At 71.7% G+C, this 13,520-nt stretch carries 10 protein-coding genes and 1 riboswitch; of the genes, 8 read left to right on the plus strand and 2 right to left on the minus strand.

Features of this window, described 5'->3' with window-relative positions; genetic code table 11:
* The first annotated feature begins 142 nt into the window (after window positions 1-142).
* On the plus strand, window positions 143-3,010 hold the full coding sequence (locus ABT008_RS25945; protein WP_350699277.1) for an alpha/beta fold hydrolase: 2,868 nt from the start codon (window positions 143-145) through the stop codon (window positions 3,008-3,010).
* Window positions 3,010-3,909, plus strand: coding sequence for an ABC transporter permease (locus ABT008_RS25950; RefSeq protein WP_350699279.1), 900 nt, complete (start codon window positions 3,010-3,012; stop codon window positions 3,907-3,909). Before ABT008_RS25945 ends, ABT008_RS25950 begins: the two co-directional genes overlap by 1 nt.
* Here ABT008_RS25950 and ABT008_RS25955 read toward each other — a convergent pair.
* Window positions 3,899-4,591, minus strand: coding sequence for a DUF4232 domain-containing protein (locus ABT008_RS25955; protein ID WP_350699280.1), 693 nt, complete (start codon window positions 4,589-4,591; stop codon window positions 3,899-3,901). The genes ABT008_RS25950 and ABT008_RS25955 overlap by 11 nt on opposite strands.
* A gap of 399 nt (window positions 4,592-4,990) precedes the next feature.
* On the opposite strand from ABT008_RS25955, the gene ABT008_RS25960 reads away from it, so the two are divergent.
* The 4 genes from ABT008_RS25960 to paaN all read left to right on the plus strand — a co-directional run bounded on the left by ABT008_RS25960 (window position 4,991) and on the right by paaN (window position 10,094).
* Window positions 4,991-5,440: a DoxX family protein gene (locus ABT008_RS25960; protein ID WP_350699282.1), complete on the plus strand. Its 450-nt coding sequence runs from the start codon at window positions 4,991-4,993 to the stop codon at window positions 5,438-5,440.
* Window positions 5,441-5,634: 194 nt separating this feature from the next.
* A riboswitch (SAM riboswitch) is annotated at window positions 5,635-5,770 on the plus strand.
* Window positions 5,771-5,779: 9 nt separating this feature from the next.
* A complete protein-coding gene (gene thrC / locus ABT008_RS25965; RefSeq protein WP_350699284.1) occupies window positions 5,780-7,066 on the plus strand; it encodes a threonine synthase in 1,287 nt (428 codons plus the stop codon).
* Window positions 7,067-7,348: 282 nt separating this feature from the next.
* Entirely contained in the window at window positions 7,349-8,368 is a 1,020-nt protein-coding gene (locus ABT008_RS25970; protein ID WP_350699285.1) for a GNAT family N-acetyltransferase, read from the plus strand.
* A gap of 52 nt (window positions 8,369-8,420) precedes the next feature.
* The gene (paaN, locus tag ABT008_RS25975) at window positions 8,421-10,094 is read left to right on the plus strand and encodes a phenylacetic acid degradation protein PaaN (protein WP_350699287.1); all 1,674 of its coding nucleotides are present in this window, start codon (window positions 8,421-8,423) and stop codon (window positions 10,092-10,094) included.
* A gap of 988 nt (window positions 10,095-11,082) precedes the next feature.
* Here paaN and ABT008_RS25980 read toward each other — a convergent pair.
* Complete coding sequence (locus ABT008_RS25980; protein ID WP_350699289.1) at window positions 11,083-11,613, minus strand: GNAT family N-acetyltransferase; 531 nt, start codon at window positions 11,611-11,613, stop codon at window positions 11,083-11,085.
* Window positions 11,614-11,823: 210 nt separating this feature from the next.
* Between ABT008_RS25980 and ABT008_RS25985 the strand changes: the two genes are divergently transcribed.
* Both ABT008_RS25985 and ABT008_RS25990 read left to right on the plus strand, forming a co-directional pair.
* Window positions 11,824-12,024 (plus strand): cold-shock protein, encoded by a 201-nt coding sequence (locus tag ABT008_RS25985; protein WP_099852798.1) that lies wholly within the window; start codon window positions 11,824-11,826, stop codon window positions 12,022-12,024.
* 126 nt (window positions 12,025-12,150) lie between these two features.
* On the plus strand, window positions 12,151-13,368 hold the full coding sequence (locus ABT008_RS25990) for a hypothetical protein (protein WP_350699291.1): 1,218 nt from the start codon (window positions 12,151-12,153) through the stop codon (window positions 13,366-13,368).
* Window positions 13,369-13,520 lie beyond the last annotated feature (152 nt).

Below are 13,520 nucleotides of genomic sequence, written 5' to 3' on the forward strand. Positions count from 1 at the left end.
ATTTCCATGATGCGAAGTCATCTCAAAGGTTCGCCTGCGGAGGATGTGCGGTCGACCTCTTGCGGATGACGATCGGCCGAGTAGGACGGACGTACGGCGGATCTCAGCTACCACTCAGGTTGCGGGCCGTACCGTGTGCCGAATGAGATCGCCGTTCTCGGCCGCACGGATTCGTCGTGCCCTACCCACCGGCCGCCGGTCCGTCGCCGCGTCAGTGGCCGTCGCCCTGCTGGCGGCGGTCGTCGTCTGGGCGGTGTGGCCGGACCGGCCGAGCTTCCGGACCGAGTCCGCGATGCTCACCGTGCGATCCGGGCCGAACGGCGACGAGCCCGTCGACCTGGACACCACGCTGTACCTGCCGCGCGAGGCCGCCGCCGACCGGAAGGTGCCGGCGGTGCTGCTCGCGCACGGGTTCGGCGGCACCAAGGACTCGGTCCGCACCGACGCCGAGGACCTGGCCGACCGGGGTTACGCGGTGTTGACCTGGACCGCCCGGGGCTTCGGCCGCAGCGGTGGCCAGATCCACCTGGACAGCCCCGACCACGAGGTCCGCGACGCGCAACGACTGCTGGACTGGCTGGCCGAGCGTCCGGAGATCCGGACCGACGCGACCGGCGACCCCCGCGTCGGCGTGGTCGGCGGCTCCTACGGCGGCGCGCTGGCGCTGCTGCTCGCCGCCCAGGACCAGCGGGTGGACGCGATCGTCCCGATGATCACCTGGAACGACCTGTCCCGCTCCTTCCTGCCGGAGAGCACCGGTGGGGAACCGACCGACGGGGTGTTCAAGTCCGGCTGGGCCGGCATCTTCTTCGGTGGCGGCGGCGCCACCGGCTCCGGACCGGCCGGGATCTCCGGCACCGGCGCCGAGTCGCCGGAGGGCGCGCCGGACGCCGGGCCGCCCAGCCCCGCGCCGGGCCAGGGGCCGGGCACCGCCCCGGGCGCCCCGGTCGCCGGTGGCCTGCCCGATCCCTCCTGTGGCCGGTTCGCCGCCGACGTCTGCGCCGCGTACCTGCGCATCGCCGCCACCGGTCAGGCCGACCAGGCCGCCGTCGACCTGCTGCGCCGGTCCAGCCCGGCCGGCGTGCTGGACCGGATCAAGGCGCCCACCCTGCTGGTGCAGGGCGCGGCGGACACCCTCTTCCCGCTCGGCGAGGCCGACGCCAACGCCCGGGGCATCGCCGCCAACGGCACCCCGGTGCGGGTCGCCTGGTTCACCGGCGGCCACGATGGCGGCTCCGGACCGCAGACCGACTCCGACCGGGTGAAGTTCCTGACCGCGCAGTGGCTCGACCACTACGTCGCGGAAACCGGGGACGCACCTGGCGACACCTTCACCTTCTCCCGGATCGCCGGCTTCGACGCGATGGACCGGGGGCTGGTCGCCACCGGCTACCGCACCGACGACTACCCCGGTCTCGGCGGCGACTCCCGCCGTGAGGTGACCGTGGCCGGGCCGCCCCAGCCGGTGGCCAACCCGCCCGGCGGCAACCCCGCCGCGATCTCCTCGGTGCCCTTCGCCGGCTCGTTGAGTTCCCTGCTCAGCGGGGTGGCCGGCGACATACCCGGGCAGCACGCCCGGTTCGAGTCCGAGCCACTGACCGAGGCGGTCGACATCGTCGGCTCGCCCACCGTGTCGCTGCGGGCCGCGTCGAGCAGCGGCGAGGCGGTCCTCTTCGCCAAGCTCTACGTCGTCGACCCGGAGGGGGCGGCCACCCTGCCCAGCGGGCTGATCGCGCCGATCCGGCTCACCGGCCTGCCGGCCACCGTCGACGCCGCCGAGCCGGTCACCGTGACCCTGCCGGCGATCGTGCACCGGGTGGAGGCCGGGCACCGGCTCCGGCTGGTGGTGGCCACCTCGGACCAGGCGTACACCACCCCGATCGAGCCGGCCGTCTACACGGTCGCGGTCGGTGAGACGCCGGTCAGCCTGCCGACGGTCGACAGCGACCCGATCCCCACCGAGGCGGCGCTCTGGCGCTGGGTGCTGGTCGGGTTGATCGCCGCGATCGTGATCGGGCTCGTCGTGCTGGTGGCCGTGCTGCGCCTGCGGCACCGCCGCCAGGACACCTCGATCCATCCCGAGTACGCGGACACCCCGCTGGCCGTGCGCCACCTGCGCAAGGAGTACGCCGACGGCTTCGTGGCCGTCTCCGAGGTGGACTTCGAGGTGCACCCCGGTCAGGTGGTCGGCCTGCTCGGGCCCAACGGTGCCGGCAAGACCACCACCCTGCGGGTGCTGATGGGGCTGACCCAGCCGACGGCCGGGGAGATCTATGTCTTCGGGCACCGGCTGGTGCCCGGCTCGCCGGTGCTCTCCCGGATCGGCGCGCTCGTCGAGGGGCCCGGGTTCCTGCCGCACCTGTCCGGCCTGGAGAACCTCCGGGCGTACTGGCGGGCGACCGGACGGCCGGAGGCCGACGCGCACTTCGAGCAGGCGCTGGAGATCGCCGGGCTGGGCTCGTCGGTGCACCGGCGGGTCCGCAAGTACAGCCACGGCATGCGGCAACGGTTGGCCATCGCCCAGGCCATGCTCGGCCTGCCCGAGCTGCTGGTGCTCGACGAGCCGACCGACGGGTTGGACCCGCCGCAGATCGCCGAGATGCGTCGGGTGCTCCAGCGGTACGCCACCGACGGCCGCGCGGTGCTGGTCTCCAGTCACCTGCTCGCCGAGGTGGAACAGACCTGCACGCACGCCGTGGTGGTCAACAAGGGCCGGATCGTGGCCTCCGGGCCGGTGGAGGACATCGTCGGCGACTCGCCGAGCGTGCTGTTCGAGGTGAGCGACCCGACCGCGGCCCGGGACGTGCTCAACGACCTCGGCGGCGTACGGGTGCTGGACGACGCCGACGGGCACCTGGTGGTGGACACCAACGGCACCGCCCGTAGCGAGGTGGTCGCCGAGCTGGTGCGGGCCGGTATCGGGGTGGACCGGGTGGTGCCCCGGCGCCGCCTGGAGGACGCGTTCCTCGCCCTGGTGGGCGAGAACTCTCGGGGAAGCGGGGACCGGTGATGGCGGGATCGACCGTGCAGCCGACGCGGGAGGAGTCCGGGGTGGCTCCGTCGGGAGCCGCCGCCGGCTACCGGCCGTCGAGGACGCTGCCGTTCGGGGCCGAGTTCCGCCGACAGGCGGCGCGGCGGCGTACCCAGTTGGCGCTCGGCTTCATGGTGCTGCTGCCGTTGATCATTCTGATCGCGTTCCAGTTCGACTCGGGTGACGACGACAGCGGCCGGGGCGAGTTCGGCAGTCTGGTCTCGTTCGCCACCTCCGGCGGGCTGAACTTCACCCTGTTCACCATCTTCGTCTCCGCCTCGTTCCTGCTGGTCGTGGTGGTGGCGCTGTTCTGCGGTGACACGGTGGCCAGCGAGGCGAGCTGGGGCAGCCTGCGCTACCTGTTGGCGGTGCCGGTGCCCCGGGCCCGGCTGCTGACCGTGAAGCTGCTGGTGGCGCTCGCGTACTCGGCGTTCGCGCTGGTGCTGCTCGCCGGCACGGCCCTGCTGATCGGCACCCTCCGGTACGGCTGGTCACCGCTGCGCAGCACGGTCGCCGCGCAGCTCGAACCCGGCGAGGGGCTGCTCCGCCTGCTCGCGGTGCTCGGCTATCTGGCGGTGGTGCTGCTGGTCGTCGCCGGTCTGGCGTTCCTGCTCTCGGTGGTCACCGACGCCGCGCTGGGTGCGGTGGGCGGTGCGGTGCTGCTGTGGATCCTCTCCAGCATCCTGGACCAGATCACCGCGCTCGGCGCGATCCGGTCGTTCCTGCCGACCCACTACAGCACCGCCTGGCTGGGGTTGCTCTCCACGCCGGTGCAGACGGACGACATCGTCCGGGGTGCCATCTCGGCGATCTGTTACGCCACCCTCTTCTGGGGACTCGCCTTCTGGCGCTTCACCCGCAAGGACATCACCAGCTGAGTGCGGCGTCGACGCCGCCGTCCGTCCGGTCGGCGGGCGTCGGCGTCGAGGCCGTTCGCTCCTTCCAGGCGCTGACTCCGATCCGGCCGGTGTTGCCGAGGTCGATCGGCCCCTCCATGTCGAGGTCCTGCGCCGGCTGTCCGGTCACTGGAGCGATCTCCAGGCGCGCGGCGTCGGTGGCGACCACGGTCGGATCGTCGACCAGGTTGCGCCAGATCACGGCTGCTCCGGCCGCGTCGCCCGGGCCCAGCACCAGCGGCCGGGGTGGGGCGTCGAAGCCCGAGGCGATCCCTGCCGCCCCGGGGACCACCCGAACGGTGATCCGTGCCCCCTCGCCGTCGTAGAGCCGCAGCGCCGGGTAGCCGTGCAGCCGGTACGGCTGGTCGCCGCAGTTGACCAGCTCCACACCCATCGCCCGGAGCCCCATCGCCGCGTTGACACCGAGGTAGCGGATCAGTACGCCTGATTCGGGACAGACCTCCGGTCCGTCCGGGCCGGTCGGGGTCGGTGCCGGCGCCGCCGCCGTGCCGGTCGGTTCCGCCGGGGCGTCACCCGGCCCGCCGCCCTGCCCGTCGACCGGTGCGCAGCCGGCGAGCATCGCGGCAGCGGTCAGCAGTGCGACGAGCCGAGGACGCCGGCCGGCCGGGCCCGCGTCGCCGTATCTCGTGGTGGTAGTCGGCATCGATCCCCCGTGGATGTCTCGCATCGGTTCATCGTCGCATCGCACCTTTCGATCGCCGGATAGGGAACCGGTGCCCCCGGGTGGGCGGCTCGTGGCGGCGTCGCGGGACCGGGCACCGCTCGGCGTACCGGCTGGTGGGACGAAGGTGGCCGCCTCCAGACCCGTCTGGGCGGCCGGCCCCGGCCGGTGGGGGCGCAACATGTTGCCGTCAGATGTCCACCGTGTACAGGGAGACTTACGGAGGGTGACCAAAAGGATCATCGTCGCGGGGGGTTTCTTTGGAAGTTCCAGTCGCTACCATCGATGTGGGAGCGTTCCCAAAGGAAGAGATTGCATCGACAAATATTTATCAGTCCCGCATTCTGGTTGCCCTCGTCCATCCACAATGGAGGTTCCGGAATGCGTACTGACCGGTTCGGCGGGCCGGCCCTGTCCCTGTTCCGCATGGTCATCGGCCTGCTGTTTCTCTGCCACGGCTTGTCATCCCTGTTCGGCGTCTTCGGCGGCGCCCGGGGGAGCGGCGAACCCGTCCCGCTCGGCACGTGGCCGGGCTGGTGGGCCGCTCTGATCCAGGCCGTCTGCGGCGCCCTGGTGCTCGTCGGTCTGTTCACCCGACCGGCGGCCCTGGTGGCGTCGGGCTCGATGGCCTACGCCTACTTCGTCGTCCACCAGCCCGAGGCGCTGCTGCCGCTGCGCAACCACGGTGAGCTGTCCGTGCTGTTCTGCTGGTCGTTCCTGTTGATCGCGGTGCTCGGCCCGGGTAGCTGGGCGCTGGACAACCTGCTGCGCCAGCGCAACGGGGCCGCACTGGACGTGAAGGCGGCCGAACGCAGGTCCGTACCGGCCTGATCCGGCTGGTGCGGCGACCAGGTCGACGCTCGTGCGCGACCCTGGACCGGGTCTCCTCCGGCACCGCCGGAGTCGTCCGGTCCAGGGTCATCGCGGTCTTTCAGGCGGTGGCGGCGGTGAGGAATCGCTCACAGGCTGAGATCGAACGCTGACGAGCGCGCCGGGATTGCCTAGACTCGGCGGCACAACTGAATACCTCATCCAGAGGGGCTGAGGGATACGGCCCGACGACGCCCCGGCAACCACCCCGCGCGCTCATCGCTGAGCGTCCCGTGGGGCAGGTGCCAATTCCGTCCCCGCCGCAGGGTGCGATGTGGGGGAAGATGAGAGGACTCGGACATGACGTCGACGCTCGCCCCTACCGGGATCGACACCACCGCCAGCCCCGCCCGCGCCTTGGTCTGCCGTGCCTGTTCCGCCCGCTACCCGCTGGCCGCACAGCACGCCTGTTACGAGTGTTTCGGCCCGCTGGAGGTCGACTACGACCCGGCGGCCCTCGCCACCGTGACCCGCGAGCAGATCGAGGCGGGCCCGCAGAACATCTGGCGCTACGCGGCGCTGCTCCCCGCCGGCCAGGACCCGGCCACCCGGGTCACCCTGGACCCCGGTTTCACGCCGTTGGTCGCCGCCGACCAGCTCGCCGCCGAGCTGGGCATCACCGGCCCGCTCTGGATCAAGGACGACAGCGCCAACCCCACCCACTCGTTCAAGGACCGGGTCGTCTCGGTCGCGCTGACCGCCGCCCGGGCACTCGGCTTCTCCCGGTTCGCCTGCGCCTCCACCGGCAACCTGGCCAACTCCGTCGCCGCCCACGCGGCCCGGGCCGGTACCCCGTCGGTGGTCTTCATCCCCAGTGACCTGGAGCAGGGCAAGGTCGTGACCACCGCCGTCTACGGCGGTGACCTGGTCGCCATCGACGGCTCGTACGACGACGTGAACCGGCTCTGCGGCGAGCTGGTGGAGACCGACGAGTTCGAGGACACCGCCTTCGTCAACGTCAACGTCCGGCCGTATTACGCCGAGGGCTCCAAGACGCTCGGCTACGAGGTCGCCGAGCAGCTCGGCTGGCGGATCCCGGCCCAGGTGGTCATCCCGATGGCCTCCGGTGAACTGCTCACCAAGGTCGACAAGGCGTTCAGTGAACTGGTCGAGATCGGCCTGGTCGAGGCGCCGGCCGGTGGGTGGAAGGTCTTCGGTGCCCAGTCGGCCGGCTGTAACCCGATCGCCACCGCCCTGCACGGCGGCGGCGACACCATCACCCCGGTCAAGCCGACCGGGATCGCCAAGTCGCTCAACATCGGCGACCCGGCCGCCGGCCTGTACGCGCTGGAGGCGGTACGCCGTACCGGTGGCTGGATGGACTACGCCGACGACGACGAGATCCGGGCCGCCGTGCGGCTGCTGGCGCGTACCACCGGGGTCTTCGCCGAGACGGCCGGCGGGGTGACCGTCGCGGTGCTGCGCAAGCTGGTCGAGTCCGGAAAGCTGGACCCGACCGCCGAGACGGTGGTCTACAACACCGGCGAGGGGCTCAAGACGCTCGACGCCGTCGCGGGCGAGGTCGGGCCGACCCACCGGATCAAGCCGTCGCTGCGGGCCGCCCGCGACGCCGGACTGCTCGGCTGAGGCACACCGCGAGCCCGTCGGCCGGGTGGCATGTTGCACGCCGACCGATCCGCCGGGTAACGGGCTTTTAGCGGTGAGTGCAGAAAACACGCCGTCGAGTACTTGACGGCAGGAACCGGGCGGCGCAAGATGCTTCGTGCGGGAGGGCGTTTCGCCGTAGACTTTCAGTCTTTACGACCCAGCGCCGGAGGCGTTGTGCGATCGTCCCTCCCGACCAAGCTTTCCGAAGGGGCCGGCGAATAATCGCTGGCCCCTTCGTTCGTCGTCGCGCAGGCTGCGGACATGGCCATCACCATCACCTCCTTCGGTGCCGACGACGAGTCGGCCATCGAGCAGGCGTTCCGGGTCGGCGCCGACTACTGCGCCACCGACCTGCCGGACTACCCCCCGTTCAGCCGGCAGCGGTTCATCTCGTTGTTCCGGCAGCCGATGCCGGGCACCGAGACGCTCGCCCTGCTTGCCCACGTCGACGGCGTCCCCGCCGGCTACCTGCTGCTCGACCTGCCGCAACTCGACAACACCGAGAACGCCTCCGCCGAACTCGTCGTGCATCCGGACCATCGCCGCCAGGGAGTCGGTCGGGCGCTGTTCGAGCACGGCCTGCGCCTGCTGCGTGAGCGCGGACGCAAACGGGTCAGCGCGATGAGCCGGGCGCACCTGCGCGACGAGCCCGACCGGCCCGGCCCGGCCACCCGGTTCGCCGCCACCGTCGGCGCCGTCGACGCCCTGGCCGACGTACGGCGGCGACTGCACGTCGCCGAGCTGGACCAGGCCGCACTGGACACGATGCTGGCCGACGCCCGGTCCCGGGCCGCCGACTACGAGGTGCTGTTCTGGCGCGGGGGTACGCCGGACGACCTGATCGCCGACGTCGCGTACCTGGACGGACGGCTGCTGGCCGACGCGCCAATGGGTGACCTGGCGTGGGAGCCCGAGCAGGTCGACGCGGAGCGGGTACGCGGGACCGAGCGGGCGCTCGAAGCGCGCGGCAAGCGGCGCTACCACGCGGGCGTACGGCACCGGGAGTCCGGTCGACTGGTCGCCTGGACCCTGCTCGACATGTCACCGACCGCCGACTGGCACGCCTTCCAACAGATCACCATCGTCGACCCGGAGCACCGGGGGCGCCGCCTCGGCCTGCTCACGAAGATCGAGAACCTTCGTCACCTGCTCGCCCACGAGCCCGCCGTCCAGGTGATCGACACCTTCAACGCGGACAGCAACGACCACATGATCACGATCAACGAGCAGCTCGGTTTCCGGGTGATGGACCGGTGGAGCAACTGGCAGCTCGACGTCTGAGGTGTGACACGCCCCTACTGATCCCGGGGCTTCCTGTTGCATGATGGCGGGCATGACGGAGACCCCGCACCCCCTCTACGACAGGCACGCCGACACCCTCGACCGCGCGCTGACCGCGATCACGGAGCGCGGGTACTGGTCCGCCTATCCGGAATCACCCAGCCCCCGGGTGTACGGCGAGACCGCGGCTGCCGACGGCAAGGCCGCCTTCGAGGCGTACCTGGGTGGAGACTTCCCGCTCGACCAGCCGGGCGACGGCGACCGGGTCGCGACCGAGACCAGCCCGTTCGGCGTCCCATTGGACGTCCGCTACCCGCACGCCACCGCCGACCAACTCGTCACCGCCGCGTCCGCGGCGCTGCCCGCGTGGCGGGACGCCGGGCCGCAGGTGCGGGTCGGGGTCTGCCTGGAGATCCTCGACCGGCTGCACAAGCACGTCTTCGAACTGGCCAACGCCGTGCAGTTCACCAGCGGACAGGCGTTCGTGATGGCCTTCCAGGCCGGCGGCGCCCACGCGCTCGACCGGGCGCTGGAGGCCGTCGCCTACGCGTACGCGGAGATGACCCGGCACCCCGGGACCGCCGCCTGGGAGAAGGCCGCCGGCAAGGGCGACCCGCTGCGGATGACCAAGACGTTCCACGTGGTGCCGCGCGGCGTCGCCCTGGTGATCGGCTGCAACACGTTCCCGACCTGGAACTCGTACCCGGGCCTGTTCGCCTCGCTGGTGACCGGCAACCCGGTGGTGGTCAAGCCGCACCCGCGCGCGGTACTCCCGCTGGCCGTGACGGTGCGCTACGCCCGGGAGGTGCTCGCCGAGGCCGGTTTCGACCCGAACCTGGTCCTGCTCGCCCCCGAGGCGCCGGGCGAGAAGCTGGCCTCGACCCTGGCCCTGCACCCGGCGGTCAAGATCGTGGACTTCACCGGCTCCACCGAGTACGGCGACTGGCTGGAGACCAACGCCCGCCAGGCGGCGGTCTACACCGAGAAGGCCGGGCTCAACACCGTCGTGGTCGACTCCACCGACGACTTCGCCGGCATGTGCCGCAACCTCGGCTTCACCCTGACGCTCTACAGCGGCCAGATGTGCACCACCTCGCAGAACATCCTCATCCCCCGGAACGGCATCGACACCGACCAGGGACACAAGAGCTTCGACGAGGTGGCCGCCGGAATCGCCGCCGCCGTCGGCAAGCTCACCGCCGACCCGGCGCGCGGGGTCGAGCTGACCGGCGCCATCGTCAACGACGGCGTCCTGGACCGCCTCGACGAGGTCACCAAGGTCGGTACGCCGGTCCTGGAGTCGCGTACCGTCACGCACCCGTCGTTCCCGGACGCGGTGGTCCGTACGCCGACGGTCGTCAAGCTGGACGCGAGCGAGACCGCGACCTACTCGCGGGAGTGGTTCGGACCCATCTCCTTCGCCATCGCCACCGACTCCACCGCGCACAGCCTCGACATCCTCCGCGCGACCGTGGGGGAGAAGGGCGCGCTCACCGCCGCCGTCTACTCCACCGACGAGGCGGTGCTGGACGCCGCCGAGAACGCCGCGATCGAGGTCGGGGTGCACCTGTCCGGCAACCTCACCGGCGGCGTCTTCGTGAACCAGTCGGCGGCGTTCTCCGACTTCCACGGAAGCGGGGCGAACGCGGCGGCGAACTCGGCGCTCACCGACGGCGCGTACGTCGCCAACCGCTTCCGCATCGTGCAGAGCCGGCGGCACGCCTAAGGGGTGTGGGTTTCGATTGCTTGCGGTGTGGGGTTCCGGGTGCTTGCGGTGGGGGGTTCCGGGTGCTTGCGGTGGGGGGTTCCGGGGCAGCCCGACCCGCTCCGGGCGGTCAGGCTTGATCCCTGCGCGGGTCGGGCTGCCCCGGAACCCCGGTGAGTCACCGTCAGAGCATGAGCTGAGCTGATCGGCGGACGGGTCAGGGCTGTCGTCCGCGTTGTGCGGTGGCTCGGGACCCGGGTTCTGCTCAGGCTTGGGGCGGCTCGGCTCGGCTCGGCTGGGCTTGGCTTGGCTGGGCTGGGCTGACTCTGCTCGGTTTGCTCGGCTCTGCGCGGGCCGGGCCCAGTCGATCGGGGCGGGCCGAGTCGGTCGGGCGGGCTGGGCCGGGCCGAGTCGGGCGGGCCGGGCCCAGTCGGTCGGGGCGGGCTGGGCCGGGGCGGGGCGGGCTGGGGCAGGGTGCTGGGGACGGTGCCGGCGGTACTCCAGCCTGCCGCCTTTGCTCTGCTTCACTCCACGCAACACTTCCAGGAGATCGTGCTGGTTCTGGGCAATTGTCATGGCTTTGCCAGTGCGGTATCTGCCAAGAGGAACGGATCGCCCTGTTCGTTGCGTGGGTTGAAGCAGAGCAAAGGCGGCGCAGGGGACCTGGCGCACGCCGTATCCGCCGGGACATCCTGGCCGGTCCGCCACCCCGCGACCGTCGTCGCCGAGCAGGAGTTGGGCCGAGCGGTAGTTGGGGGTTGCAGGGGCAGGCCGAGTAGAGGTTGGAGCAAGCAGGCAGAGGGCGAGCAGGGGTCGGCCGAGCAGGGAGAGGGCGAGTGGGGCGGCCCGCCCCGAGGGCAAGCCCACGGGGTCAGCCGGACCTGGTCGGGTTTCCGGGCAGCCCACCCCGTGGAGGGATCAAGCCTGACCGCCCGGAGCGGGGTGGGCTGCCCGGAAACCCTCACCCCGACCAGGGTGGCCCCCCGGACACCCCCTGCCCGACCGCCGACTACGCCCGGCGACGCATTTGGAGTTCGCGGAGGGCGGGGACGGTCGGGTGTGGCACCCGTACCCCGGTGTCGGCGAAGCCGATCCGTTGGTACGCGCGGTACGCGCGGTCGTTGCCCACCACGACTTCGAGCATCAGTTCGCGCCGCCCGCAGTCCCGGGACCAGGCACCCACCGCTTCGATCAGATCCGCGAGCAGGCCCGTGCCGCGCCACGTCGGGGTGACGTAGACCGCGTAGACCACGGTGACCGCGAGTTCCGTGGGGTGGGCGACACCGCCGGCGTGCCCGACCAGCCGGCCGCCGGGGTCCGCCACGAACTGGGCGGTGTGGGTGCCGGCCGAGACCTGGGCGATCCGGGCGGCGTACTCGGCGTGCGGGCGGGCGGCGGCCTCCGCGATCGTCTCCAGGAAGGCCAGCGGGGCGTCGGCGAGCATCTCCAGACGGAGCGCCCGCATCCGGGCGGCGTCCGTCGGCTCGACCCGGCGGACGTCCGCCCGCAGGGTGCCGGTCCCGTCGATGGCGCTGGTCATGTCGGCATGCTTACCACAATGACGTACGGCGATGTCGTCAGTCGGAATACGCCCGATTTGTGGTCGTGCGCGGTCGTCACGCCTCGTGTAGCGTGCGATTTCGGTCACCGTTTTCGGGGTCGTCGCGGATCGCTGAAACCGGTGGTCTTCGGGTGCTCGGCGTGCCGGTGCCCGGAGTTGTGGTACGCCGCGCAGAGTGAGGACAACACCGTGGCACAGGGCACCGTGAAGTGGTTCAACGCCGAAAAGGGCTACGGCTTCATCGCCGTCGACGGCGGGCAGGACGTCTTCGTCCACTTCTCCGCGATCGAGATGGACGGCTACAAGGCGCTGGACGACGGCCAGCGGGTGGAGTTCGAGATCGCCCAGGGCCAGAAGGGCCCCCAGGCCGAGCGGGTACGCGTCATCTGAGCACACCCGGACCTCGCCCGGCTGGTCGTCGGACGGGGTTTTGGGAACGTGGCCGATGCAGGGCTGCGGCGCCGGGGCCGACCAGGGAAGATCATGGGCCGATCCAGCCATCGCTGAGGAGCGTCCATGTCCGACCAGCCGCCCCCGGCGGGTCCGTCCTCGTCCCCCGACGAGCCGGACCGGCCCTCGCCCGCGAACGAGCCGACCCCGCTGGTGAATGAGCCCGACAGTGCGGGGTCGGCTGACGCCCCGCCGGGGGGCGGCGTTCCCGAGTCCGGCGTGCCCGGCCTACCCGACGCAGCGACGCCCCATCCGGGCCAGCCGTATCCCGGTCAGCCATATCCGGGTCAGCCGTACCCGGGCCAGCCGTACCCGGGGCAGCCGTACCCGGGGCAGCCCTATCCCGGTCAGCCGTACCCGAGTCAGGTCGGGGGGCCGCTGCCCTATCCCGGTCAGCCCTATCCGACGTCGCCCTACGGTGGGTACCCGGGGCACGGCCTCGACCCGGCCAGCCCGTTGGTGAATCCGCCCGGTGCCGGAGTGGGTGGCTGGTACGCGCGCTGTGTCGGCGCGGTTCGCCGGGGCTGGCCGGTACTGCTGCCGATCGTTCTGATCACGCAGGTGCTGCCGGCGGTGGTGGTGGCGGTGCTCGGGCTGGTGATCGACCCCACCGCGCGCTGGGAGGACCAACTCGCCAGCGACAGCGCCGCGCTGCCCACCGGGTTCTGGGCCGATGCCTTCGTGTGGGTAGGCAGCCTGTTCGGGGCGGGTCTGATCGCCAGCCTGGCGCAGTGCGTGGGGTGGGCCGCCGGCACCTGGGTGATCGCCCGGCAGGCGGCGGGTGCCCCGGTCGACCTCGGCACGGCCCTGCGCTACGGGCTCCGGCGGGCGCTCGGGCTCTGGGGTTGGACCCTGCTGGTCGGCATGATCGTGCTGTTCGGCCTCTGCCTCTGCTTCCTGCCCGGTATCTACGCGGTGTTCGCGCTGGCGATGGTCGGCCCGGTCTACCTGTTCGAGCGGAACAACCCGATCGGCCGTTCGCACCAGATGCTGCGGCAGCGGCTGGGCCTGCTGCTCGGCCGGTTGGCGCTGGTGATCGGCGCGGTGATCGCCGTGTCGTTGGCCGCGGCCATGATCGAGCAGGTGGCGCTGCTGTCGATCGGCACCGGTCCGATGGACACCCGGATGGTGACCGTGGGCACGGTCGTGGTGACGGTGATGACGGCGCTGCTGACCCTGCCGGCCCACCTCGCCCAGTTGGTCGGGCTGGTCGTCACGTACGCCGAGCAGCGGGCACACGAGGGTCCGGTGAACGACGCCCAACTGGCGCACGAACTCGGCTGATCGCGGCGGTCGTGCTTGCACTCGGCAGGGCAGAGTGCTAAACAAGTCATTGGCACTCGCATGGCGTGAGTGCCAATTGGTCGGGACGGTGGGGCCACCGCCGCACTCGGGGGACGACCCCGGGCGGGGCAGTGGCCGGTCGTCGCGGGCTA

It is taken from the genome of Micromonospora sp. NPDC002389 (genome assembly GCF_040296095.1).
Taxonomy (GTDB): domain Bacteria; phylum Actinomycetota; class Actinomycetes; order Mycobacteriales; family Micromonosporaceae; genus Micromonospora.